Annotated in this window: 18 protein-coding genes and 1 rRNA gene; 10 read left to right on the top strand and 9 right to left on the bottom strand. The window is 45.6% G+C overall.

Annotated features, from left to right (window positions below; genetic code table 11):
- Positions 1 to 39: 39 nt before the first annotated feature.
- The 3 genes from HMPREF0999_RS16260 to HMPREF0999_RS16250 all read left to right on the top strand — a co-directional run bounded on the left by HMPREF0999_RS16260 (position 40) and on the right by HMPREF0999_RS16250 (position 4,173).
- Positions 40 to 1,482 carry a Na+/H+ antiporter NhaC family protein gene (locus HMPREF0999_RS16260; protein WP_009276401.1) on the top strand — a complete coding sequence of 481 codons (1,443 nt, stop codon included), beginning with the start codon at positions 40 to 42 and terminating at the stop codon, positions 1,480 to 1,482.
- An 83-nt stretch (positions 1,483 to 1,565) separates the two neighbouring features.
- Positions 1,566 to 3,032 carry a Na+/H+ antiporter NhaC gene (nhaC, locus tag HMPREF0999_RS16255; protein ID WP_005860937.1) on the top strand — a complete coding sequence of 489 codons (1,467 nt, stop codon included), beginning with the start codon at positions 1,566 to 1,568 and terminating at the stop codon, positions 3,030 to 3,032.
- Positions 3,001 to 4,173 (top strand): dicarboxylate/amino acid:cation symporter, encoded by a 1,173-nt coding sequence (locus HMPREF0999_RS16250; protein WP_005860935.1) that lies wholly within the window; start codon positions 3,001 to 3,003, stop codon positions 4,171 to 4,173. Before nhaC ends, HMPREF0999_RS16250 begins: the two co-directional genes overlap by 32 nt.
- On the opposite strand, the gene HMPREF0999_RS16245 is transcribed toward HMPREF0999_RS16250, so the two are convergent.
- Together HMPREF0999_RS16245 and HMPREF0999_RS16240 are read right to left on the bottom strand one after the other, a co-directional pair.
- The gene (locus HMPREF0999_RS16245; protein WP_009276400.1) at positions 4,174 to 4,719 is read right to left on the bottom strand and encodes a 3'-5' exonuclease; all 546 of its coding nucleotides are present in this window, start codon (positions 4,717 to 4,719) and stop codon (positions 4,174 to 4,176) included.
- 80 nt (positions 4,720 to 4,799) lie between these two features.
- A complete protein-coding gene (locus tag HMPREF0999_RS16240; RefSeq protein WP_009276399.1) occupies positions 4,800 to 8,033 on the bottom strand; it encodes a S41 family peptidase in 3,234 nt (1,077 codons plus the stop codon).
- Between the two features lie 458 nt (positions 8,034 to 8,491).
- On the opposite strand from HMPREF0999_RS16240, the gene HMPREF0999_RS16235 reads away from it, so the two are divergent.
- A complete protein-coding gene (locus HMPREF0999_RS16235; protein ID WP_172718840.1) occupies positions 8,492 to 8,776 on the top strand; it encodes a LysO family transporter in 285 nt (94 codons plus the stop codon).
- Positions 8,766 to 9,389, top strand: a complete 624-nt coding sequence (locus HMPREF0999_RS16230; protein WP_005860926.1) for a lysine exporter LysO family protein — start codon at positions 8,766 to 8,768, stop codon at positions 9,387 to 9,389. The genes HMPREF0999_RS16235 and HMPREF0999_RS16230 overlap by 11 nt, the downstream gene beginning before the upstream one ends.
- 233 nt (positions 9,390 to 9,622) lie before the next feature.
- On the opposite strand, the gene HMPREF0999_RS16225 is transcribed toward HMPREF0999_RS16230, so the two are convergent.
- Positions 9,623 to 13,075, bottom strand: coding sequence for a DUF6383 domain-containing protein (locus tag HMPREF0999_RS16225; RefSeq protein ID WP_009276398.1), 3,453 nt, complete (start codon positions 13,073 to 13,075; stop codon positions 9,623 to 9,625).
- 809 nt (positions 13,076 to 13,884) lie between these two features.
- Here HMPREF0999_RS16225 and HMPREF0999_RS16220 point away from each other — a divergent pair.
- Positions 13,885 to 14,736, top strand: a complete 852-nt coding sequence (locus tag HMPREF0999_RS16220; RefSeq protein ID WP_009276397.1) for an Rpn family recombination-promoting nuclease/putative transposase — start codon at positions 13,885 to 13,887, stop codon at positions 14,734 to 14,736.
- Between the two features lie 94 nt (positions 14,737 to 14,830).
- On the opposite strand, the gene HMPREF0999_RS16215 is transcribed toward HMPREF0999_RS16220, so the two are convergent.
- Positions 14,831 to 16,900 (bottom strand): histidine kinase, encoded by a 2,070-nt coding sequence (locus HMPREF0999_RS16215; protein WP_009276396.1) that lies wholly within the window; start codon positions 16,898 to 16,900, stop codon positions 14,831 to 14,833.
- 93 nt (positions 16,901 to 16,993) lie between these two features.
- On the opposite strand from HMPREF0999_RS16215, the gene HMPREF0999_RS16210 reads away from it, so the two are divergent.
- Positions 16,994 to 20,224 (top strand): S41 family peptidase, encoded by a 3,231-nt coding sequence (locus HMPREF0999_RS16210; protein WP_009276395.1) that lies wholly within the window; start codon positions 16,994 to 16,996, stop codon positions 20,222 to 20,224.
- Positions 20,225 to 20,463: 239 nt separating this feature from the next.
- On the opposite strand, the gene HMPREF0999_RS16205 is transcribed toward HMPREF0999_RS16210, so the two are convergent.
- From HMPREF0999_RS16205 to HMPREF0999_RS16190, 4 genes are read right to left on the bottom strand one after another with little or no spacing between them, the layout of a single operon-like run.
- Positions 20,464 to 21,090, bottom strand: coding sequence for a lysine exporter LysO family protein (locus tag HMPREF0999_RS16205; protein WP_008773989.1), 627 nt, complete (start codon positions 21,088 to 21,090; stop codon positions 20,464 to 20,466).
- A complete protein-coding gene (locus HMPREF0999_RS16200; RefSeq protein ID WP_005860915.1) occupies positions 21,087 to 21,365 on the bottom strand; it encodes a LysO family transporter in 279 nt (92 codons plus the stop codon). Before HMPREF0999_RS16200 ends, HMPREF0999_RS16205 begins: the two co-directional genes overlap by 4 nt.
- A 54-nt stretch (positions 21,366 to 21,419) precedes the next feature.
- Positions 21,420 to 22,082 (bottom strand): hypothetical protein, encoded by a 663-nt coding sequence (locus tag HMPREF0999_RS16195; RefSeq protein ID WP_009276394.1) that lies wholly within the window; start codon positions 22,080 to 22,082, stop codon positions 21,420 to 21,422.
- Positions 22,083 to 22,100: 18 nt separating this feature from the next.
- Entirely contained in the window at positions 22,101 to 22,358 is a 258-nt protein-coding gene (locus tag HMPREF0999_RS16190) for an RNA polymerase sigma factor (RefSeq protein WP_005860912.1), read from the bottom strand.
- 139 nt (positions 22,359 to 22,497) lie between these two features.
- Here HMPREF0999_RS16190 and HMPREF0999_RS16185 point away from each other — a divergent pair, with 139 nt between their 5' ends.
- From HMPREF0999_RS16185 to HMPREF0999_RS16175, 3 genes are all read left to right on the top strand, one after another.
- Complete coding sequence (locus HMPREF0999_RS16185; RefSeq protein WP_009276393.1) at positions 22,498 to 24,756, top strand: GH92 family glycosyl hydrolase; 2,259 nt, start codon at positions 22,498 to 22,500, stop codon at positions 24,754 to 24,756.
- A gap of 94 nt (positions 24,757 to 24,850) precedes the next feature.
- Positions 24,851 to 25,171, top strand: coding sequence for a YbjQ family protein (locus HMPREF0999_RS16180; protein WP_005860908.1), 321 nt, complete (start codon positions 24,851 to 24,853; stop codon positions 25,169 to 25,171).
- Between the two features lie 8 nt (positions 25,172 to 25,179).
- Positions 25,180 to 25,863 carry a DinB family protein gene (locus HMPREF0999_RS16175; protein WP_005866506.1) on the top strand — a complete coding sequence of 228 codons (684 nt, stop codon included), beginning with the start codon at positions 25,180 to 25,182 and terminating at the stop codon, positions 25,861 to 25,863.
- A 65-nt stretch (positions 25,864 to 25,928) separates the two neighbouring features.
- On the opposite strand, the gene rrf is transcribed toward HMPREF0999_RS16175, so the two are convergent.
- Positions 25,929 to 26,039: ribosomal RNA gene (gene rrf / locus HMPREF0999_RS16170) — 5S ribosomal RNA — on the bottom strand.
- Positions 26,040 to 26,077 lie beyond the last annotated feature (38 nt).

Here is a 26,077-nt window from a genome sequence, read left to right as displayed (position 1 = left end):
GATTATCCATGATAAATAACAAACGACGTGAATAAACCCATGGCAGAAAAGCCCCGGACACCCTCCATCGCGATCTCTTTACTACCCGTAGTGACATTAGTCATCATGCTGGCCGTAGCCATCTATATTTTCCGGGGCGATTCCCTTGGAGGAGCCAGCCAAATCGTCTTATTGATAGCCACCTCGATCTGCTCTTTGATCGCCGTCTTTCATTGCAAGATCAAGTGGGAAGATATCGAGGGGCAAATCGCCCGTAACATCTATGGGATCGCACCGTCTGTCATCATCCTTTTATTGATCGGAACCCTATCGGGCAGTTGGATGGTAAGCGGGATCGTGCCGTCCTTGATCTATTATGGGTTGCAAGTCATGCAAACGGATTTCTTCCTCGTGGCCTGTTGCCTGCTATGCAGTATCGTATCGGTTATGACGGGTAGCTCGTGGACTACCATCGCCACCATCGGGATCGCCTTGATCGGGATTGGCGAGGCGCAAGGCTTCAGTACGGGGTGGGTAGCCGGAGCGATTATATCGGGCGCTTATTTCGGGGATAAGATGTCGCCGTTATCAGACACTACGGTATTGGCGGCCTCCGTAACGGACACGCCCCTTTTCACGCATATCCGGTATATGCTTTATACGACCGTTCCCTCTATGATCGTCACACTGATCGTATTCAGCATCGCCGGATTCTCGAGGGAGGCAGCGGACGCATCCCAGATAGCCACTTTCTCCGAAGCCTTGAAAGGCTCGTTCCATATCACGCCTTGGCTTATGATCGTACCGATCGTTACCGGAATCATGATCGCCAAGAAGACACCTTCGATCGTGGTGCTTTTCGCCTCCTCCATACTCGCCGGAATATTCGCCTTGATCTTCCAGCCAAACGCCTTATTGGAGATTTCCGGGATCACGGATAGCGGGATTATCGCCTATATCAAAGGCCTGCTGATGACTTTCTATGACAGCACGCAGATACAGACCGGCAACGAGGCCCTGAACTCTCTAGTCTCTACCCGGGGAATGGCCGGGATGATGAACACGATTTGGCTGATCATTTGCGCCATGTGTTTCGGCGGGGCCATGTCCGCTAGCGGCATGCTGGAAAGCATCACACGTATCTTCTTGCATTTCATGCGAGGCCGTACCAGCATGGTCGCCTCTACCGTCGTGTCCGGATTATCCTTGAACATCTGCACGGCGGACCAGTTTATCGCCATCATCCTGAACAGCGAAATGTTTAAAGAAGTATATAAGCAACGTGGATTCGAGAGCCGCCTGCTTAGCCGGACAACGGAAGACTCCGTCACCGTCACCTCCGTGCTGATCCCGTGGACGACTTGCGGCATGACACAATCTACAATCCTTGGCGTATCTACTTGGACTTATTTCCCTTATTGCATCTTTAATATCGTCAGCCCGTTTATGAGCATTCTTATAGCGGCAACCGGTTATAAGATCGTCCAAAAGACTGTGAAATAAGGAAATCAATCTATAATTCATAGCGCTATTCAAGGTATTTTTAGTATTTTCGCACCATCATTATTTAAGCGACTGAATGAACAATGGAAAATCATCTTAAGAAGATGCCCTCCCCTCTACTTTCACTAGTGCCTATCCTCGTGCTGGTAGCTCTTTTGTTTGTAACCATACGCACTTTTGGCAGCGACGCGTTGAGCGGCGGAAGCCAAGTCGTATTACTTACCACCACGGCGGTCGCCTCCCTTTTGGCCATGATCTTCTGCAAAGTCAAATGGCGTGATATAGAAGAGGCGATATGTAAAAACATATTGGGAGTGGCCACAGCTATAATTATCCTATTGTTGATTGGCGCTCTATCCGGTAGCTGGATGATCAGCGGTATCGTCCCGACCTTGATTTATTACGGGATGCAAATTATCCATCCGAGTTTCTTTCTGGCCTCTTGTTGCGTGATCTGCGCTGTCGTATCCGTTATGACCGGTAGCTCGTGGACTACCATCGCCACGATCGGTATCGCCTTGATGGGTATCGGTGAGGCACAGGGCTTCGCTACGGGGTGGGTAGCCGGGGCGATCATCTCGGGCGCTTATTTCGGGGATAAGATCTCACCGCTTTCGGACACGACGGTATTAGCCTCTTCCGTAACGCATACCCCTTTGTTCTCCCATATCCGGTATATGATGCTTACGACAATACCGTCTATGGTGATCACGTTGATTATCTTTACCATAGCGGGTTTTACGCATACCTCGAACGCATCCGGGCAAATAGCCGAGTTCGCCGCCTCGTTGAACGAAAGTTTTAATATCTCGCTCTGGCTACTGATCGTACCGGTGGTAACGGGTATATTAATCGCCAAGAAAGTACCGTCTTTGATCACCTTGTTTATCTCGACAGCGATGGCGGGGGTGCTCGCGATCTTTTTCCAGCCTCATTTATTGCAAGAGGTAGCGGGAGCGTCGGTAGCGGATGCCTCCTCCCTGTTTAAGGGATTATTCATGACATTCTACGGGAGTACCCAAATCGATACGGGCAACGAGGCCTTGAACAGCTTGGTCGCCACCCGGGGTATGGCGGGTATGATGAATACGATCTGGCTGATCATCTGCGCCATGTGCTTCGGTGGTTCCATGACGGCCAGCGGTATGCTAGAAAGCCTTACGTCCGTATTCCTGCGCTTTATGAAACGGAGGGTCGGCATGGTGGCGTCTACCGTATTCTCCGGTTTATTCTTGAATATCGTTACGGCCGATCAATACATATCTATTATCCTTACCGGAAATATGTTCAAGGATATCTACAAGAAAAAAGGATATGAGAGTCGCCTGTTAAGCCGTACGACGGAAGATTCCGTAACCGTAACGTCCGTGCTGGTACCGTGGAACACCTGCGGCATGACGCAAGCCACGATATTAGGCGTAGCGACCCTGACGTATCTTCCTTATTGCTTCTTTAACCTGATCAGTCCGTTGATGAGTATTACGATGGCCGCCATTGGCTTCAAAATAAAGCAACACCATGAAGAAGATCAGAGTATCATTGTTAACTAAAGTCGTTATCGCTATCGCCGCCGGCGTATTGTTCGGCCAGTTTTTACCGGGAGGAATCGCACGTATCTTTGTAACCTTCAATTCATTGTTCGGCAACTTCCTATCGTTCTCCATCCCTCTAATCATATTGGGGCTGGTGACTCCCGCTATCGGAGATCTGGGCAAAGGAGCCGGAAAGCTATTATTGATAACCGCCTTGATCGCCTACGGTTCAACAGTCTTCTCGGGTTTCTTCACGTTCCTGAGCGGATCGGCTATATTCCCGCACATACTACCGACCAACACGGAATTGACGGCGATGGAGAATCCGGAAGATTTCATGCTGACACCTTACTTCGTGGTAAATATGCCGCCTTTAATGGATGTCATGACAGCCTTGCTGCTATCCTTTACGATTGGCCTAGGGCTTTCTAATATAGCGGGAACCACCCTGCGTGACTCTTTCACGGATTTCAAGGAAATTATCATTAAGCTGATCGAGGTGGTTATCATCCCGTTATTACCGCTCCATATTTTCGGTATCTTCCTGAACATGACCGTGAGTGGACAAGTCATGAGTATTATCACGATGTTCCTTAAGGTTATCATAGTCATCTTTGCCTTACATGTATTATTGTTATTGATTCAATTCACGATAGCCGGAGCCATAGCCGGGAAGAATCCGCTCCGCCTCTTGAAGAATATGTTACCGGCCTACGCTACGGCTCTAGGGACCCAATCCTCCGCCGCCACGATTCCCGTGACACTGGCGCAGGCTGTCAAGAATGGCGTACGGGAGAATATAGCGATCTTTACCGTTCCGCTTTGCGCCACGATCCATCTGGCAGGTAGCACCATGAAAATCGTAGCTTGCGCTATGGCTATCATGATCATGGCGGGAGAACCGGTTACCTTCTCCAATTTCAGCGGATTTATCATGATGCTGGGAATTACGATGGTAGCGGCTCCGGGGGTTCCGGGAGGGGCTATTATGGCCGCTTTGGGTATCTTGCAAAGTATGCTAGGATTCAATGAGACACTGCAAGCGTTAATGATCGCCCTTTATATTGCCATGGATAGTTTTGGCACCGCTTGCAACGTGACGGGAGATGGCGCTATCGCTGTCGTGGTGGATAAAATAGCCGGGAAAAACACCCCATAGTTACCTAGAGTAGCAGGAAGCCATAAGCGCCTCCAAGGTATCGACCTCTTTTTCCCGCATCATCGTAAGGGCGATATGGGCACAGGCGTAAGCGTCGGCCATGGCGTTATGATGTTGGGTAAGGTCGTAACCGCAGTGGGCGGCTACAGTCTGCAACTGATGATTTACCAGAAATGGGTACATCTTCCGGGATAGACGGCAAGTGCAATAGAAGGGATATTTCGGATAGGCTAAGTCATATACCTCGTGGGCGGCTTTCAGGCATCCCTCATCAAACGGACTGTTATGGGCAACAAGGGGGAGATCCTTTAGTTTCGGGGCGATGCTTTCCCAAGCCTCCTCGAAACATAACGCATCATTCGTATCCTCAGCGCTCAACCCATGTATAGCCGTAGTCCAACGGGTATAGAAATTAGGGGTAGGACGTACCAAGGTATAAATGCTATCTACTACCCAGTCATCCTCCAATATGGCGATACCTATACTGCAAATACTGCTCCGCTTTCCATTAGCGGTCTCAAAGTCAATGGCTGCGAATCGTTCCATAGATAGATTACTAGTTTTTAATCCGTTTACTATTTATTTGTAGAGACGAGGCGTGCCCCATCTCTACAAATAACCTCTCATTATTTATGGCTCCAGTCCCTTGGTGCGGGGACAGGGGCTAGCGGTTTGCGTTCTTTTAATTGTTTCATGACTTCCTCGATAGCACGGTCTAATTGTTGATCCTCACCGTTCCATTCCTTGATGGGGTCGTTATCGATCAAGATATCCGGATCCACACCGTGGTTCTCGATAATCCAGTTACCCGTCTTCGGATCATAGCTCGTGAAGAAAGGCACACGGATATCCGTACCGTCCATATAAGGAAGCGGGCCGCTAATACCGATGATACCGCCCCAAGTACGGGTTCCAATCAATTTACCTAAGCCAAGCGCACGGAAGCCCCACGGGAATAAATCGCCATCGGAAGCGGAATACTTATTGATCAAGCAAACTTTCGGGCCAACCTGTACGGCATCCGGTACGGTCCCGATCAAAGAAGAACCCCGGCGCATTGTCAAACGATACGGCTCACGAGACAGACGTTCCAGAATCATCGGGGAGACATTTCCACCGCCATTCGCACGATCATCGATAATCAAACCTTCTTTATCCAATTGCGGATAGAAATAGCGGGAGAACTCATTCAAGCCTTCCGGCCCCATATCCGGGATATAGATATAACCGACCTTACCGTTCGTCGCCTTATCTACCTTCTTGATATTATCTTGGATCCAATTATAGTGATACAAAGAATATTCTTCCGCCAACGGACTGACCACGATCTTACGAGCGCCCGCCAACTGAGGCTTGCTATTCAAGGACAACTCGGTCGGAACGTTCGCCTTCCCGATCAACAACTTATACATATCGTTCACGCTATTCGTAGGTACTCCGTCTATAGCGACGATATACTCTCCGGCCTTCGCCTCAACACCCGGCTCTGTCAATGGAGAACGTAATTCCTTACTCCAAGAAGCCCCCGGCAGGATCTTTTCCAAGCGGAAGAAACCACTCTTATCCCGAGAAACCTCAGCACCTAGCAGACCCATCGATACCCGTTTAGGACTTTCCACCTCACCGGGGTTCACATAAGCATGCCCTACTCCCAGCTCGCCGATCATCTCGCCAATAATATAATTCAAGTCCAAACGTGTTTTCACGTAAGGAAGAAGGGCGGCGTATTTCTCCTTGATCGCCTTCCAATCCTTGCCATGCATATTCTCCAGATAGAAACCATCCCGGAAAGCACGCCAAGCCTCATCGAAGATTTGCGCCCATTCCTTCGTATAGTCTACCGTGATCTTCATATTCGCCAGATTAACCGGCTTACTTAAATCCGCTTTACCCTTCGGTATATCGGTTACGAATAGTTGATCGTCCTTAAAGAAAACAGCTTTCTTGCCAGCCGGATCAACCATCATAGCGGCATCGCTAACGGTTTCCTCTTTCTGTTTCTTCAAGTCAAACATCTTCATGCCGCCTTTCGTGAAATAATACACGTTCGTTCCATCGGAATAAAGATCGTAGTAATTCGATCCCGGCAAGGGGAGCTTAACGATTCGATCCGTAATACACTCTATATCAATCTTTACGACCGGAGTAGAAGCCTCATTCTTTGTCTCGTCCTTTTTAGAGGCATCCGCTTTCGCCGGGGTAGATTCAATGGCTACCTCCGCATCCGTTTCCATAAACGGGGAAGCGGTATCCTTAGACAATAACGCCAGATATACGCCACCCATATTATTATACACATGATTCCATTCCGTTTGGCTATACGTAGGATTGAAATCACGGGCGGAAGTGAATACCAGATATTTGCCATCCGTACTGAATACCGGAGAATAAGACTCGTACCATTTATCGGTCACGGGATATTCTTTCTTACCCGCGATATCGTAGACATAGACGATTGAGAAATTATTATCGGACACACGGGAATAAGTCAACCAATTATTATCTGGAGAGAAACTTACGTTGCGGGCTTCACCTAACAGACTTTGTGAGATATTTGTTAGCTGTTTGTTAGATACGTCCAAAAGATTGATCCGATTTTTACGATCCGTATAGACAATCTTCTTGGAATCCGGACTCCACTGGAAAGTACGAATATACGTATCGTTATTCTTGGTCAACTGGGTAGGCTCGCCCCCCTCGGAATCTTGGAGATACAGCTCGGTCTCGCCGGTAGCGTCGGAGATATATGCTATATGTTTTCCGTCCGGCGACCATTGAGCGTCACGTTCGTGCGCTCCCGGAGTACGGGTGATATTTTTCGTAACCCCTTTATCTACCGGGATATTGAATACCTCGCCACGAGCTGTCACCACCATACGCTCACCTTTGGGGGAGAGGCTGGCACTCGTGATATATTTGGAACCATCCTTGATCTCGCTACGTGCGTAGACATTATCGGAGGCAAGGGTAACGTTCACTTTCTCCGGTTTCTTCGACGCCGCATCCATCTTATAGATATAGCCTCCATTCTCGAAAACGATCGTATTCCCGAAACTACTAGGGAATTTCACGTCGTACTCAGTGAAGTTCGTCACCTTACTTGTTTGTTTAGTCTTCGTATTGTAAACGAACAAGTTCATCGTGTAATCCCGATCTGAAAGGAAATAGATCTCATCACCAATCCACATCGGAAAGATATCTTGCGCCTCATTGTTCGTGATATTCTCTACACTTTTCTTCTCCGGATTATAAACCCAGATATCATCGGCCATACCGCCCTTATAGTATTTCCATGTACGGAACTCACGCATTACCCGGTTGTAAGCCAATTGTTTTCCGTCGGGCGAATAGCTACAAAAGCCGCCCTCGGGCAAGGGAACCACCTCGGAAAGGCCACCTTCTTTATTTACCGTATATAACTTACCGGAGAACCCATCGCTGATGCGGTTGCGGTAAACAATACCATTGCCGTCCGGTGTCCAAGTCATCACAATATTATTCGGGCCCATGCGATCGCCCAGATCATCACGGCTATTCGTAGCCGTGTAAGTGATACGCAATGGCTCACCGCCAGAAGAGGGCATCGTGTACACTTCCGTGTTACCGTCGTACTGTCCCGTAAAAGCGATCGTCTTACCATCCGGGGAGAAACGGGGAAACATCTCATACCCCACATACGATGTCAATCGCTGTGCCTCACCACCTGTAGCCTGGACCTTATATAAATCGCCAGCATACGAGAATACAATCTCTGAACCATTTGTAGCCGGAAAGCGCATTAATCTCGCCTCATCCGCCGCCATCAACAACGTAGGGATAGCGACAGCCGCCAATGCTGTTAAAATCATTCTTTTCCTCATAACCAATCTTATCTTTTAATCATATCTGTTCTATCCGTTTTTAGTTGGCCCAATAGCGGGTAGGACCTCAAATGTACATAAAAAGATCCAAAATCCAAGTCAAGTCCCTTATATATCCGATCCTAGAAAAAGTTTTAGAATCTCTAATTTATTACTACCTTTGCGCCAGAAATCAAACAATGATACAAATAAGATGAACAAGAAGCTTCTGAACAACTCAAAAAGATGGTATACCCGAGCTTTCTCGGGTAACACGATCGTGCATGTTCATTGGTTCAGCGGTTTTGTCTAAATCCATTCATACTCTTCTTGAGAGGACTTCTTTTTATAGTTCTCTTCTACACCTACATCTAGGTATTAATTGCACTCAAGTTTAACTTCTGCGGAAAAGAGGGAGTATTCGTATGCTTCGTTTCCGGGGAAAGGATGTCTTGCGCATCTCAAAATACAATATGCTTATGTTTATCATTCTAGGTCTATTAGGTCTGGGGATAAGCGTCGGTTATTTATGCCGACACGTCCCCGCTTTCAAGGGATTGGAACATTCCATCTCTTATACGATTTTCGCGATGTTGTTCATATTTGGTATTACCATAGGAGCCAACCAATCTTTGCTGAATAATATTGGTGAGTTTGGAATACAAGCTGCCATACTAGCTATTTGCGGAGTATTGGGAAGTCTGGTAGCATCTTTTATCGCTTATAAATTATTTATCAAGAAAGGAGGTCTCAATGAAAAATAACCTAATCGTTATCTTATGTTTCACAGCGGGAATCTTTTGCGGAACCTTCGCCAACACGACTATCTCCACGTATTGCGAAAAACTACCGCAATTCTTGCTATACGCCCTCGTTATCCAAGTAGGATTGAATCTGGGAGCAAACGCCGAATTAGGAAAGATGGTAAAGGATATCCGGTTTTCCAGTTTGTTACTGCCGTTCTTTACGATCATCGGCACGTTAGTATTCTCTGCGGCGGCGAGTTTGTTATTGACCTCGTGGAATATATATGATTGTATGGCTGTAGGAAGCGGATTCGCTTATTATTCCTTATCCTCCTTGCTTATCGTACAACTGAAAGAGGCGTCGGCAGGGATAGAAATCGCTTCGCAACTCGGGGCTATCGCGTTATTGGCTAATATCATCCGGGAAATGTTAGCTTTATTCGGGGCACCGTTGTATGCCTCTTTCTTTGGTAAATTCGCTCCGGTATCCGTGGCGGGAATCAATTCTATGGATGTTTGTCTTCCCGTTATCAGCCGGTATTCCGGAAAGAATATCGTACCTGTGGCTATTATTCACGGGATTATCCTCGAGATCAGCGTGCCGTTGCTTATCTCGCTCTTTTGCAAGTAGAAGCAGGATTTATCCTCAACACCCGCTATAAACACAAAAGAGGATGCGTACATTATATCGACGCATCCTCTTGTTCCTTTATCCGTACTTCCTCCTCACGGAGGTACTTACGGACCTCTTAATTTATTACTTTAGTATTAATATTAATCCAACTCCCGCCTGTTCATCCGTCACGGATTACTTGGATCGATACCCGCACGGGAATTGTATGATTATCTTATTTCGTTTATTTCTTATTTCACGATTGCCTTAACAGCTTCCTCACCATCAACAGCCACTGCTACGATACCGGCAGGAACAGAGATTGTAGCGTTATCGGAAGTAAGAACGGTCTCAGCGATTACCTTACCCAAGATATTCGTGATAACTACAGACTTACCAGCTGCGCCTTGAACGGTTACGGTACCGTTACCGGCTACTACAGAGATACCTTCTACAGCATCGATTGTTTCGTTATCTGTTGCGATATCATCACCTTGCTCCACATTAAAGATCAAAGCATCGTCACCACCTGTATTCATCTCATCGAAATTAGAAGAACGATCATCAGACAGAACTAAACAACCATTCTGCATTCTCAACCAAGCCGCATATGTAGGAGCGATGTCACCCATAGCAGAATTATTGTAATCAGAAACATGTTTACTCTTCATAGACTCGAACAAGAATGCTCTATCAGCTTCTACCTCATTAGCGGCAACTTCCTTGTTTACGAAACGCATAGACCAAGTCACATACTTATGGTTATCACCAGATAAGATATATTTGTGTGAAACAAATTCATCTTCAGATACTCCAGCCTTCTTAGCCGCAGTCCAAGCATCCTCCTCAGCCTTGTTCAAATCAGCGAAGTTGATCTTCTCGTTCGGTAAGTTCTTGAACTCATCTCTCAAGATATACAAAGTATCAGCTACACGGATAGCTTCCACGAAACCTGCACGATCATATTTCTTCCACATGTAGTCAGCATCTTGCTCCCCATTTGATAATGTTGACCAACCATATTTATTAGCGAAATCATGGAAATTGATCAAATATTTACCTCTTTCAAAGCCCGGAACAGCCGGTTTTGCGTGAACGCAATGCCATTTATCTGTCGGTTTACCTTCTGCGGTAAAGTGATGGTCATCTTCCGTACAAGGTACGCCTTCAACTCCTTCGAAATCGTTACGATCAATAGAGATCAAATATTGAGGCTTGATATTACCAGAACCACGGTTTACCCATGCGGTATCAACGATGAATGACAAACCATCCTCAGTCTTATCCGGAGTATAAATACCTAAGAAGTCAATACCTTCTTTCATGAAGTTCTTATTATTCTCAACCTGCAAGTATTCTTTACGGTATTTCTCGATAAAACGTAAAGTATCGGCCTTGTCACCTTCATTACCTTCAAGTTCAAGAGAACTGAAACGACGGTAAAGCGGAGTGTTGTCCGGTTCGATAGCGAAAGCAGAAGTACGAGTCTCGCCTAATACTTGATTCTTCAATGTAGCGGCACCGTCATAATCGGATACTCCAGCTTTCTGATAACCTAATACATATTTTGTAGCATTAGAATAATTATCATATGCAGCATTAACAATCGCATAATAGTGCTTTCCACTGATATAGTTGTTTTCTTTGAAGAATGCATAATAAGTCGTATAAGATTGCTGATGACCAGTAGCACTAGAACCTACATTAAACTTATCTTCCTTATTAACTTTCCATTCATTAAGTTCACCTTTACCATCTTTATAAGAAACCTCATAAGCAGTTCTCACTAGAGTCTTCAAGCCTTTAATACGATTCTTAGCCACATCATCGCTAACCTTATAACCGTAAGGGATATCTACAGTCGCAAATATCTTTGAGTTATTTTTCCAACGCTCAGTCAATGTATCAATTACGAAAGCATCTTTTCCATCCAACACAGTCAACGTAGAGTCTGTAGATTTAGCGATGTATTTATCCGTAGCATAAGGATGCCAATAGTTAAACGTATATTTGTTAACCAACAAAGAATCTTTCTCCAACTTTCTGTAACCTAAATACGGATCAGAAATAGAAGCTGCCGGAACTTTCTCGAAGAACAAAGAATCTATACCGACAGAGCCATACTCCGCTGTAAGTTTATCTCCATATACAAACATATAAGAACCACCCTCTGCCTTTCTTAACTGAACAGTAGAATAAACAGCAGTCTTATATGACTCCATCTGGCCATCACCATCAAAATCCGCATTTATAACTTTATCTGCGAATTCACGGTTAGAGATAGTAACCGGAGACACAGCCTTCACTTTATCATTACTTGTATTTTTCTTCAATACAACCCATTGATAAGCTGGCATATGAGCAACACTCTGCTCATCCTCATTCACGGTTGTCCAACGGATAGTACCATTCTCATAGATAGGAGAAGCTAAATACTGTCCTTGTTTATTCTTGATGAAATAAACACCATCATCAACGGAAGTCTTGGAAGAACCCTTTTCCTCACATCCGCTAAGACCCAAAGAAATATGAGTGTTCTGGTCCTCCGGATCAACTGTCAAAATACAAGTTTCATCTTTAATCAAGTCTTGCAAAGAGACACGCCAGAACTCATGCTCGTTAACTGGAGTAGCCGTAACGTGCGTATTCCAATACTTGCCATCATTATTCCAAGTAACTTTTTTTACATAGATGTATAAGCTATCGCCACTCGGAGAATAGATGAATTTGAACTGATGTTGAGCACGTAATTCAGAGCTAATAGAACTGTAAGCATCAGCTTTATCCTTTGCTTTCTCTGTCCAACCGTAAGCTAAGAACTTTGTACCTGTCTCATTCGTATAAGCCGTATCAACTTTCAAATAAGCTTCTTTATCCTTTTGCTTGATGAAAAGCCATTTGTTATTATCTTTATCCTCTGCGATAAACTTCTGCTCATTGAACGGATTCTTTAAGCTAGTACCTTTCACGTCCGGAGTGAAAGTCAATTGTACTCCAGCCTTGTTATCTTGAAGAAGACCCAACTTCGTATTTACTTGATCTTCGCTCAATGCGATTTGTGCTGCGCCAACCAAAGCAAAGTTAGTCACATCAGCGGCGTTTGAAGTGGCATCTATTTGATTAGCACCCCACTTGGCAACCTTAACAGCTCCGGTAGTAGGATCCGCTTTCAAACCAACAATTGAGTCCGTTGAGAAATAAGAATACAAAGGTCTCTTTTCTTCCAAATCCTTGTATGAGCGAGAGAATGCCCAACCTGCGATCTCACCACCTAAAACAGGTTTCCAAGCACCATTCGTACCATTCTCAGTCTTCTCATGGCCAGCCATTGTCAAATCCAACATAGTTCCAGACAATTTATTCTGGAAGTCATAAATAGGAGCTTGACCTTGATTATAATTAGAGACAGAAACACACCACAATGTAGCCTCTAAATTATTTTTAGCTTCGCTTGCACTATAAACACGTAGTTCATAATCACCTGTTCCACGATTTAGCTCCATCGCAAGATAAGCAGGAGTAGTGCCATCCATGACCTTCAACTGATAAAGACCAGAATTAGCTCCCTCCTTCAAACCGCCTAAACGCCATTCTTGACCCAATACAGTTTCCGGGTCTACTCGACTTGGTGTAGTCTGTGCATTAACAGACATAACACTTAACAGTGCCATACCTGCCAAAAGAGTAGAAAACTTCTTGTTCATAAATTCAAAATTTAATATTAATAATAGTGTTAATTAAAGTCCATCCCGCCGTTTAGCACCCTTGTTTTTCTCGAAAACGACTAGTCTAAACGATCGTCTAAATCTTGCGTTTTTTGAGCGTCGAAACGGGAGGTTCGTTGAAGGAATCGCTTGTTTCGTGAAGGATAACCTATCCTATTGATAAGAAAGAGAATAAGCGATAAAAAAATCGTCTGGAAGGGTTGCAAGTATCGAAGAAACGCGTACCTTTGCAAATGACTAAAAGAATCGATCGTTTAGACTAGCCGTTTCTATCTATTATATAATGTACGCATGTACATTAATATATGGTATCCATCCATAACCGCATAATAAATACAAAATACAAACATTCACATGCAATCATTGCAAATACTACAAACGTATAATCCAAGGCTTGTCAAGCCATAAGCTTACGAGTTGAGAAGTGATTAGTTATTCACTTGGAGAACTTTATGCTAGCGGCTTAGTCTATTATTTAATGTTATCTTTATACGTGAAAAGAATAAGTCAACCATACCAAATTTGATCTCTTAAAAAGTACAATAAGCCTAATATTTAAAGATTGTTATTTATATTTCTGATAATCAGCGTATAATAAGAATTGATCAAAATGGGAGCCGATTACTATCCATAGTATTTTGCACTACTATTAATACTAATCGTACTTTCTATAAATAGTAAAGCTGACTACCATGAATCTGCTTTTTAAGAAATATACAATAAACAGGATGTGCGATACGAAAATAAACCTTACCTTTGGAGCAGTAATCACCTAAAACCATTTAACTATGGCACAATACGTAGACATCATGACTGATGCTGGATTTAAGGCTGTCTTCCAAGACAAGCAAGTTACCATCAAGTTCCTTAACGCCGCCCTAGCCGGCGAACGACAGATCAAGGACATCACCTACCTCGACAAGGAGATCAAGCCCGAGACCGTCGAGAACCGTACCATCATATTCGACCTGCTCTGCGAGGACGTGTCCGGGGCCAAGTTCATCCTAGAGATGCAGAATTGTCCCCAGCACTATTTCTTTAACAGAGGTTTTTATTATCTTTGTCGCATGGTGGCCCGGCAAGGACAAATCGGCAAGCAATGGCAATATCGGTTGCTACCCATCTACGGAGTCTATTTCTTGAATTTCAAGTTGCCGGAGTTCACAGACTTCCGTACAGATGTTGTCCTCGCTAACGAGAGGACGGGAAAGGTGTTCAATGAGATCAAGATGAAGCAGATCTACATATCGTTCCCGTTATTCAGTTTAAGCAAGGAGGAGTGCAAGAGCTCCTTCGAACGTTGGATTTATACATTGAAGAATATGAACCTATTTGAACAATCTCCCTTCAAGGAGGAACAGGAGACCTTCCTTCGCTTGCTGGACGTGGCGAACGTCAACTCACTCAGCGAAAAAGAACGTGCGATCTACGAGGAAAACCTAAAGAATTATCGGGATTGGTATGCGACCATCGATTACGCACAAACGGAAGGGATTGAAAAAGGAATGCAGAAAGGGATCGAGAAAGGCCGTCAAGAGGAAAAACTCCAGATAGCCCGAAAGATGAAGGAGCAAGGACTTGACTCCGAACTTATCGCCCAATGCTCCGGACTTTCTGTTGAAGACATTGAGCGACTATAACCCGAATCAACCGATTCGATTCAATTCGATCCGGGCCGCTTCCATCCACTATCCGGAGGAAACGGCCCGGATTACTTTCGTACATTCACGATACCTAGAAAGCGTAATTAAAATCCAACGGAATAAAGAAACTGACGATTGTTCCGCTCCCCATCCCCTTCTCCTTGCTTTGGACCGAATAGGTGATCTTCTCTTTATTTCTCCTATTCAACAATAGGATCGTACGGTAAAGGACTTTCGTTCCCATCCCCGTACCGTTCGTATGTCCCGCATTCGTAAACGGACGATACCCGGGTCCATTATCCTCTATACGGATATGGATGCCTTTCCCGTCGCGCTCCACGAAAACGGATAATCGCTTCTCGCCCTCAATCGCACACAAGCCATGTTTCACGGCATTCTCTACGGGAATCTGGATCAGCATGGCCGGGAGATAGATCGCGTCCGTGTCAAGGGAAGGATCGATATTCCATGCCAAATGGAAGTCCGGCCCCAGCGCTTGCGTTTGCAGGTTCAGATACGTACGCACGAACCTCAGCTCCTCCCGCAGCGTAATACTGAGCTTTTCCGAGATCTCCAAGCTACTCCGCAACAACTCCACCAGCCCGGAAAGTTGCGTGCGGCGGAGGCTTCCCTCCTCTTCCGTGCTGATTTCCCGGTTCAAAACGTTGAATATAAAATGAGGGGATACACGGTTGCGGATACTCTCCATCTTCAGCTTCGTCACCTGATCGATATGGCTTAACCACTGGGCATGCCGTTTACGTTTCATAAAGTAATAAGCCATGCCGCTGACGATCGACAAGATCGCAAAAAGCAAGATCCAAACCCAACGGCTCATTTCCAAGTATTCCATCCGGCCGGCCTGTTGTTTAATAATAGCCTCCCGCTTGAGCAAAGTCGTATCTTGCCTATAACGCATATCGATCTCGGCGACACGCATCTGGGTTCGTTCGCTACGAATATTGTTCTCAATGACGCTATTCTTCGTTTGATACTCATAAGCACGCCTAAAATCGCCCGTGGTAGCGAAGTAATTCTGCAAGTTCTTATTACGGATCACTACCATCTTGGGATCTATGCCTACCGTATCCGTGTAACTCCTCAACAATTGATAAGCCAGCCCGGAGTTCCCCTCTTTTAAGGCTAGCGAAGCCTTCAGGGTTGTCAAATGGTACAAGGCCGTCTTATTATTATAGGTATGGAAGTACCTAAACCCTTTTTCCAGATAAAAACGAGCGGAATCCAACTGATCCATACATAGATAGATCTCCCCTAAATTGATCTCGCATACGTTGGTATAGAAATCCATATGAGTAGGACGTACCACCTCACGGGCTTTCAAGAACCAAGGAAGCGCCTCCGCGTATTCTTCCTTGTAATAATAGTAATTTCCCCGGCTATTGCAAAAGGTGAATTTCTCGCTCAAGTTACGAGAATCCAGTTCTTTCTCCGCCAAACGGTAAAAGTGATCGGATAAGTCAAAGTCCCTCAATTCCATATACGTCTCGCCCAAACCAAAATAAATAGGAAAGGACATCCGATCCATAATACCCAATGAATCACTCACGAAAAGAGCTTGGCGAAAGTAGCGGGCTCGCTGATCGTAAGCTCCTTTCCGGGCATATATATCCGCTATATTGATATAAATATCCGGGATTTTATGCTCCATCTCACTCTGCCGGATCTCTTGATACGCCTCGGAATAGCAAAGGAGGGCCGAATCCGTTTTATCCAAAAATGAATAATAATTGCCAACCGTATTTTTCAGCGTCCCTAAGAGTCCATGTATCTTGGGAGACATCGGTACACGGTCGCAATAATCTATAATTGACCGATGTAAAACAAACCCGGAATCATATACACTATTTGCAAAATAAATCTGGCTTTTAACCGCAAGTAATTTATAATATTTATCGCTATCTTTAGTTAGACTTAAAGCTTCATCCAATGCGGAATGAGCATATCGAGGATTCCGGTAAATCGAATCCATAGCCATATGTTCCAAAGAGTCAATCCGCAGGTTATCAGAAAAAGCAAATGTTTTTTCCGGTAGCTTTCCACAAGAAAACAGAAACACAAAATGAAATAGCAATAATAAAATGGACATAAAAGTCATACACACCCTATATTTAGTCATCATCTTGGCGGTTTTAAAGTTCATATGCAAAAATATTTAAAAATTTAATCTACGCAATTATTTCTCCTAATAAATATCGAAAATCGATTACATTTGTAAATCTAAAATAGAGTACACATGAAAAACTTGATGATTCCTGCGCTGGCGTTATTTTTATCGGCGGCGGCGCAAGCAGACGACAGTCCGTTATGGATGCGTTACTGCGCGATCTCCCCGGACGGGCAGACGATCGCATTTTCTTACCAAGGGGATATCTACACGGTCCCTTCTTCCGGAGGAAAAGCCCGGCAGTTGACAACACATCCGGCGCATGATACCCGTCCGGTCTGGTCGCCCGACGGACAGAGAATAGCCTTCGCCTCCAACCGTAGCGGCAACTTCGATATATTTCTCATGAACAAGGAGGGAGGGGAACCTAAGCGGCTCACCACCCACTCCACAAACGAATATCCCACTACCTTTAAGGACAACGGACACATCTTGTATCTAGCCAACGTATTGCAAGACGCCAAGGATATCCAATTCCCCGGCACCCGCTTTATGCAAGTCTATGAGATAAGCACGGACGGAGGAAGGCCGGATTTATATTCTTCGTTATACATGGAAAATATAGCCCTCAGCAAAGATGGCAGTAAATTATTATACAATGACTACAAAGGTTACGAGGACCCTTGGCGCAAGCATCATCAATCTTCTATCACCCGTGATATCTGGTTATGTACGCTTGGAAAAGATCGCTCTTTCCAGAAAGTAACCACTTTTGGCGGTGAGGATCGTAATCCTGTATGGGCCGCGGATGGGGCGTCTTTCTATTACCTAAGCGAGGAGAAAGGAAGCTTTAACATCTTCAAGAAAGATTTGGCAGGCAACAGCGAGAAACAAATCACGACGCATACCACCCACCCCGTGCGTTTCCTTACCTCCGATAATACCGGGACTCTATGCTATAGTTACGACGGCGAGATCTATACCGTTAAGGAAGGCCAGAAACCTGCCAAGGTGAATATCCAGATCGTCGCGGATAAGATCGAGAACGACGTAATCCATCGTCTTCTGACCGATGGAGCTACGGATATCGCCGTCTCCCCGAATGGAAAAGAGGTAGCGTTTATCACTCGTGGCGATGTTTACGTAACTTCTATTGAATACGAGACGACTCGTCAAATCACGAACACGCCGCAACAAGAGCGCAATATAGATTTCAGCCCCGACGGACGTTCATTGGTATATTCCGCCGAACGGGAAGGAACATGGGGAATCTACGAAAGTAAACTTACACGTGACGAAGATAAGCAATTCACGTACGCCCCGGAATTGAAAGAGGAGCCTCTTGTCGTCTCCGGACAAACCTCGTTCCAACCCTTATACTCTCCGGATGGTAACGAGGTGGCTTTCCTTGAGAACCGCACCACCTTACGTGTTATCAACCGAAAGACCAAGCAGGTCCGCACCGTATTGGACGGGAAATACCTCTATTCGTATAGCGATGGAGACCAGCATTTCCAATGGTCGCCAGACAGCAAGTGGTTCTTGGTAGATTACATCTCCGTCGGAGGATGGAACAATACGGATATCGCCCTCGTGAAAGCGGACGGTAGCGGCGAGGTAACGAACCTGACGGAAAGCGGTTATTCGGATGGCGACGCGAAATGGGTATTAGACGGTAAGGCCATGATCTGGTCCTCCGACCGTGCCGGTTTCCGCAGCCACGGTAGCTGGGGTGCTGAGCGGGATGTGTACATCATGTTCTTCGACGGTGAGGCTTACGATAAATTCCGCCTCAGTAAAGAAGAACTGGCCTTGGTAGAAGCGGATGAAAACAAAGATAAGGACGAGGATAAGACATCCGATAAAGATTCCGATAAGAAAAAAGAGGATAAGGATAAGCCTGTAGCCCCCTTGAAGTTTGATTTGGAGAACCGCAAGGACCGGATTATTCGCCTGACCGCTAATTCATCCTCATTGGGAGACGCCGTACTCGCCCCGAAAGGAGATAAACTATATTATTGCGCCGCTTTCGAGAAAGGCTTTGATTTATGGGAACACGACTTGAAGGAAAAGTCCACTAAATTACTGCTCAAGAATGTCGGTCGAGGCACTCTATTCGCCGATAAGAAAGTAGAGAACCTCTATCTTACCGCCGGCGGTAAACTGAAAAAGATAGAGTTGAAGGATAGCAAGGAAAAACCGATCGCTTTCAAGGCCGAGTTCGCTTATCGTCCGGCAGAGGAGCGTGCTTATATCTTCCACCACGCTTGGCGTCAAGTCTTGGATAAGTTCTATGATCCGACACTCCGGGGCATGGATTGGAAAGGGTATGAGACCGCTTACGCCCGTTTCCTTCCGCATATCAACAACAATTTTGATTTCCAAGAGATGCTTTCCGAGCTATTGGGCGAGTTGAACGGCTCCCATACGGGCGCTCGTTACAATCCGGGACTAACCGGGCCGGAAACCGCCAGCTTAGGCGCTTTCTTCGATAACGCATACACGGGCGACGGATTGAAGATCGAGGAAATCATCGCCAAGGGCCCGCTGACATTGGCCGACAGCCAGATAAAGAAAGGCTGTATCATCGAGAAGATAGACGGAACACCGATAAAGAAAGACGCCGATTATTATCCACTGCTAAGCGGTAAAGTCGGTAAGAAAGTAATGCTTTCTGTCTATGATCCTACCAGTAAACAGCGTTTCGAGGAACAGGTGAAAGCGATCGGTAACGGAGAGCAATCGAACCTCCTTTATAAAAGATGGATCGAGAATTGCCAAGAAACCGTAGATAAATTATCGAACGGGCAAATCGGGTACGTACATGTGAGAGGTATGAACAGCGAGAGTTTCCGTGAGGTCTATTCCGCTTTATTAGGCCGGTGCCGGAATAAGAAAGCCGTGATCGTGGATACCCGCCATAACGGAGGTGGCTGGTTGCATGATGATCTGGCTACCTTATTGAGCGGCAAGGAGTATCAGCGCTTCGAGCCTCGCGGACAATACATCGGTAGCGATCCTTACAATAAGTGGACCAAACCGTCCTGTGTCTTGATGTGCGAGGATAATTATTCGAACGCTCATGGTTTCCCTTGGGTTTATAAGACCTTAGGTATCGGCAAGCTGATCGGCGCCCCGGTTCCGGGAACCATGACAGCCGTATGGTGGGAAACGCAAATCGATCCGACCTTGGTGTTCGGTATCCCGCAAGTAGGCGTGAAAGATATGCAAGGCAATTATCTGGAAAACCAACAATTGCAACCGGATGTCGAGGTGTACAATACTCCCGAGGCGCAGCTCTCCGGCGAGGACACGCAATTAAAAAGAGCGGTAGAAGTGATGCTGCAAACTGTAAAATAGCTTTTCTAGGCCTCGGAAATGACTTTTCAACCTTGTAAAATGCCTTCCGAGGCCTCAGAAATGACTTTTCAACCTTGTAAAATGCCTTCCGAGGCCTCAGAAACGACTTTTCAACCTTGTAAAATGCCTTCCGAGACCTCGGAAACGACTTTTCAACCTTGCAAAATGCCTTCCGAGGCCTCGGAAATGACTTTTCAACCTTGCAAGGTGGTTTCCGAGATCTCGGAAGCCTCTTTCACTCACATCGAACAGAAGAAAGAAACGAAAAACGGAACCGTGAAGTCCACCAAGATCCCGTGAAAGATAGAGACAAAGACCAAATCCTTTCCGCAATAACGGGTGATGATCGGCAATGTCGTATCCATCGTAGTAGCTCCTCCCGCGCAGATCGGAGATAGCCTTCCGAAATATCTAACGAACAACGGAGCGCCCAGCAAGGCGAATATCTCACGGATAATATTAGCGATCAAGGCGATCGTTCCTAACTCCGCCGCCAATTGAGCCCCCAGCGTCGGTTCTTTTAGCTCTGTTATCAAGATGGAGGATAATGAATAATAGGCGAAACCGCTTCCGACCGCCAAACAATCGAACACGCTCCATTTGGTAAGAGCAAGGCTGATCAAGGCCGAGAAGCTCAACGTCCCGATAATAGTAGCCAGAGGCACCAATAAGAGTTTCGGCCGTATGCTCGACAAAATCTCTTTCAGTTTCTTATCGCTTCCTATGCTAATCCCTACTTGAAACATCAAGAGGTAAAGTACATAAACCGTTATATCATTCTCGATAATGACCCCGGGCAGATAACCGCTCCATCCCAGCAAGCACCCCAAGGCAAAGAAGCCCACGACGATCAAACTCCCTTTCATCCCCGGCTCCTTTCCTTAAAAAAGAAATGATAAACTCCCCACGCCGCCAAGACGCTCCCCAACGTACCGGCCGAAGCAATCAACAAGGCTTGCCCGCCCAACGTCGTAAGATTATTCACGATAGACTCATTAGCCCCTACCGAAATTCCCAGCAGGAACAAAAGAAGAAGAATCGTATAAGAAATAGGCTTACCGATCTTTTGCAGCAATTCTACTTTACGAAAGAAATACCCGACGGCAATGCCGCAGAACATGATTCCGATTACTGTAAACATCCCTTTGTAGTTTTTGCCGCGAAGTTAACAGAAACTCACAGTACCACAAAGCGGCTACTTCTTCGTTTTCTTGAATTTCACGGGAATCTGCATACCTCCGGCGTCGGCCATTCCCTCTAACTTATTTCCTTTCTGGGTCATAGTTAAATCTACAGGCGTTCCATCCACATAAAAAGAACTGGTATAGGTATCTCCTTTCGCCTTGATATCGTTTATCTCCAAGGTACTACCTTGTATATTCACTTTAGCGGTCAACTTGCCGTTCTCTTGCTTTATCTGCAAACTGCCATCTTGATATCCATACGGAGCGTCGGGGGCAGAGAAGGACCAATCGCCTACGAGCTTACTGAGATCAGCGGCTTTATCCTGCGCCGAGATCGCGATACAAAACAAAAGGCATAAAAGGGTGGTAAAGACTTTCTTCATGTTCGTTCCCATAATCTTATGAATTAAATGAGTAATAGATTTAAATAACGTTCCAAATGTAGTGATTAATTTTCGATCTTCCGAGATCTGTTCCAATATACGAGCATCAAAATCTTTCCCCAAGGGAGGCAATGCCTCGGCCTCATGAGATACGAACCAAGCCTTATAGGGCAATAAGTCGGGAGGTATCACCGCTGAGGAGAAAAACCGGCGTAATTCCCGTTCTTCCTCCACGGATGTGGCGCATTCCCAATATTTATCCAGCAACTTATTTATTCGTTGATAGTCCATACACGATCCATAAGCAGATTACCTTACCGCATACCGCTCCATCCTTTCCTTATCTCCGGAATAGGTTTCCCTCAATGCCAGATTACGCGCTACCATCATGCAATAGGAAGGTAAGTTCTCAATGACAATCCAGCTATCCCGGTCTTCCCAAACCTTAAGCAGGGCTTCCTGAACGATCTGCTCAGACTGCTCCACGTCTCCGGTAATCCGGAAAACAACCCGGAAAAGGTTATTCTTCAGCGGCAATATCTTTGTCGTAAATTCGTTTGTTCCCATACTTTTTTATCTATAAGACGAGCCAAGCCCGAAAAAGGTTGCAGATTTTAAAAGGAAATTTCCAATATTCCCCCAAAGCCATTATCTTTGTGACAGATGATTGATAATTCGCTTATTACAAACTAAATCAATAATAACAGTGAAAAGAACGATCTTATTTTTTCAGGCCGCTCTTGCCTGCCTGCTGGTAGGATGCAAGCAAGCGCCGGAGTCGCCGCGACTACAAGACGAGGTGAGGTATGTAAACCCATTCATCGGAACCGGGTTCCATGGACACACATTCCCCGGAGCTACCCGTCCGTACGCGATGGTACAACTAAGCCCGGATACCCATATCTTAGGATGGGACGCGAGCAGCGGTTACCATTATGACGACAACCATATCTATGGATTCAGCCACACGCACCTTTCCGGTACGGGTATCGGCGATCTGGGTGACGTAGCTTTATTACCTTTCTCCGGTGGAGATTCCATCAAACCGGTAGCTACCTTCAAGAAAGACACTGAGAAAGCGACACCGGGGTATTATGCCGTACGCTTGGATAACTTTGGCATCAACGTGGAATTGACTTCTACGGATCGTGTAGGTTTCCATAAATATACATACGACAATCCCAAAGAACGTCGTGTCCTGCTTGACTTAGGGCATATCCTTCAACCGAACTGGGGACATAAGCTGATCGGTAACCAATATTTACTTGTAAACGACTCCACGGTGGAAGGTACCGTGAAGACACAAGGTTGGGCACATTTCCACTCCATGTCCTATCGGATTACTTTCTCGGAACCGATCGAGACCGTATACCAATACATGGACGGGAAATTACGTAAGGACTCCTTGTTTTTGCGCCTGAATACGGCGGAAGATTTGAAGTTCCATTACAAATTCTCTGAAAAGGCACAACCGCTTTATGTAAAAGTAGCCTTATCCGTAGTCGATCCGGAAGGCGCCGAGAAGAATCTCGAGGCAGAATTGCCCGGATGGGATTTCGATAAGACCCGTGAGGAATCAACGCATATTTGGAACGAGGCGTTAAACTTGATCCAGATCGAGGCAGATCCGAAAGTCATGGTCAATTTCTATACGGCGCTCTACCATACCATGATCGCCCCCTTCGCTTATCAAGACGTGGACGGGCGTTATCTGGGCATGGACAAGAAAGTGCATACCGCCGAACCGGGTTACGTAAATTATTCCGTATTCTCCTTGTGGGATACGTTCCGTGCGCTTCATCCGTTAATGACAATCATTAATCCGGACTTAGCGACAGATTGGGGTAAGGTACTCGTGCAAGGTTATAAAGAAGGTGGAATATTACCCAAATGGCCTTTAGCCTCTAGTTATACAGGTTGTATGGTAGGATATCCGGCCGTCTCGGTCCTCGCCGATCTTGTAGCGAAAGATTTAGCGGAAGGTGATATGAGCACGTGGGCGGAAGCCGGCGCACGTTCTTCCGTTTACCGTGAGGATCTTGCCGAGAAGTTCAAAGGAACCCGTGAGTTGGATCTGATCACGATGCACCCTTACTATAAGGAGAAATATGGTTTCGTCCCCGCCGACTCTGTTCCCGAATCCGTATCGTGGGGATTGGAGATGGCATACGAGGATTGGTGTATCTCCCAAATCGCCAAGAAGGCAGGCAACATGGAGTTGGCGAATGAGTATGCCAAGAAAGCCGAATACTACAAACGCTATTTAGATCCCGAGACGAAGATGATGCGTCCGGTAATGGGCGACGGTTCTTTCCGTACTCCATTCAACCCTCGCTATTCTTCGCATATGAAAAGCGACTATACCGAAGGGAATGCCTTCCAATGGAGTTTCTTCGCACCACATGATATGGATAACTTCATCGCCGCTATCGGTGGCAAGAAAGAGCTGGAAACACGTTTAGACACCTTATTCACCACCTCTTCCCAGATTGACGGGGCGGAAGCCTCCGGAGATATTACCGGCTTGATCGGCCAATACGCTCATGGAAACGAGCCGAGCCACCATATGGCCTATCTTTATAACTGGACAGATTCTCCATGGAAAGGGCAAGGGTATTTAGATTATATCATGCAGAATTTCTACACGAACGAACCGGATGGTATCATCGGTAATGAGGATTGCGGACAGATGTCTGCTTGGTATGTCATGAGCGCCCTAGGTTTCTATCAGGTAAGTCCGGGTATTCCGGTTTACACATTGGGCCGTCCGATGGTAAATAAGGCTTCTATGCACGTAAAAGGCGGTATTTTCGAGATCGTGGCGACCAACAATAATCCCGCCAATAAATACGTTAAAGAAGTCAAGCTAAACGGTAAAGTCCTAGAGACTCCTTTCATCAGCCACTCCGATATCATAAATGGAGGTAAGCTTGAGTTTATCATGACCGATCAACCGGTAAAATAAATTCATATAAAGAAACATAAAAACAAAGGGCGAATCAGTACACTGGTTCGCCCTTTATCTTATATTTGCCCTCAAACGATTAAATTGAAAAGCTATGCTACTCACAACAACTAACACGATCGAAGGAAAAGAAATTACCCAGTACTTCGGAATCGTATCCGGTGAAACGATCATCGGAGCGAATGTATTCAAAGATTTCTTCGCAGGCATCCGGGATATTGTCGGAGGACGTGCAGGTTCTTACGAGAGTGTCTTACGCGAAGCGAAAGAAACGGCCTTGAAAGAAATGAGCGATCATGCGGCACGAATGGGCGCAAACGCTGTAATCGCCGTAGATCTAGATTATGAGACCGTAGGAGGAAGCGGAAGCATGCTGATGGTTACCGCCGCCGGGACAGCCGTACGCTACCAATAATCCCCAAAATGAAATACTTTGGAGCCGGATTAAGCGAATCACATAAAGAACTAAACCGCATTATCCGTAAACCGGAATTAATAGAGCAAACCAAGGAGCTCTTTCTTGAGATTCATGGAAAATTACACCTCTCTGTGGTGTCTGGTAATGAGAGAAACGAGGTCGATGAGCTAGTCGGAGATTTAAGAGAGGATGAATATGCCATTATGCCTACAGCGAAAGATGAAACCATCGCTTGGGTATTATGGCATATCAGCAGAATTGAGGATCTGACCATGAATATATTAGTTAACGGGGAAAAGCAGATCTTCAATGAAGACTGGCAAACCCGAATGAATTCCCCTATCAGAGACACAGGAAATGCCTTATCTGATAACCAGATTATTCAGCTAAGCAAAAGTCTACGTATTCAAGAACTCTTAGAATACAGGAATGAAGTAGGACGAAAAAGCAGAGAAATCATCCGAACCTTATCTCCCGATGATATACGTCGCAAAATCCCAACTCAAAGGATAAGCCGGATATTAGAAGAAGGTGGTATCACAAATCATGAAGATTCGATTTGGTTGCTTGATTTCTGGGCTAAAAAAGATATAGCTGGTATTTTATTAATGCCTCCTACCAGACATGTCATGTTACATCTAAATGACTGTTGTAAATGGAAGCTAGCAATAAGAGGCAGACATCATTGAAAATTAAACGGCTAGTGTATATACCAAAAAAAGGAGCCAATCTTTCGACTGACTCCTTTCACCTAAGACGGCGGCTACCTACTCTTCCACTGTTACGCAGTACCATCGGCGTGACGAGGCTTAACTTCTCTGTTCGGAATGGGAAGAGGTGGATCCCTCGTGCTATAGCCACCTTAATATCATTATCAAGATTTTGACCGGACATCAATCCGAA

It is taken from the genome of Parabacteroides sp. D25, from assembly GCF_000307475.1.
Lineage (GTDB): Bacteria > Bacteroidota > Bacteroidia > Bacteroidales > Tannerellaceae > Parabacteroides > Parabacteroides distasonis.
This window is presented reverse-complemented; position numbering and strand designations above follow the sequence as displayed.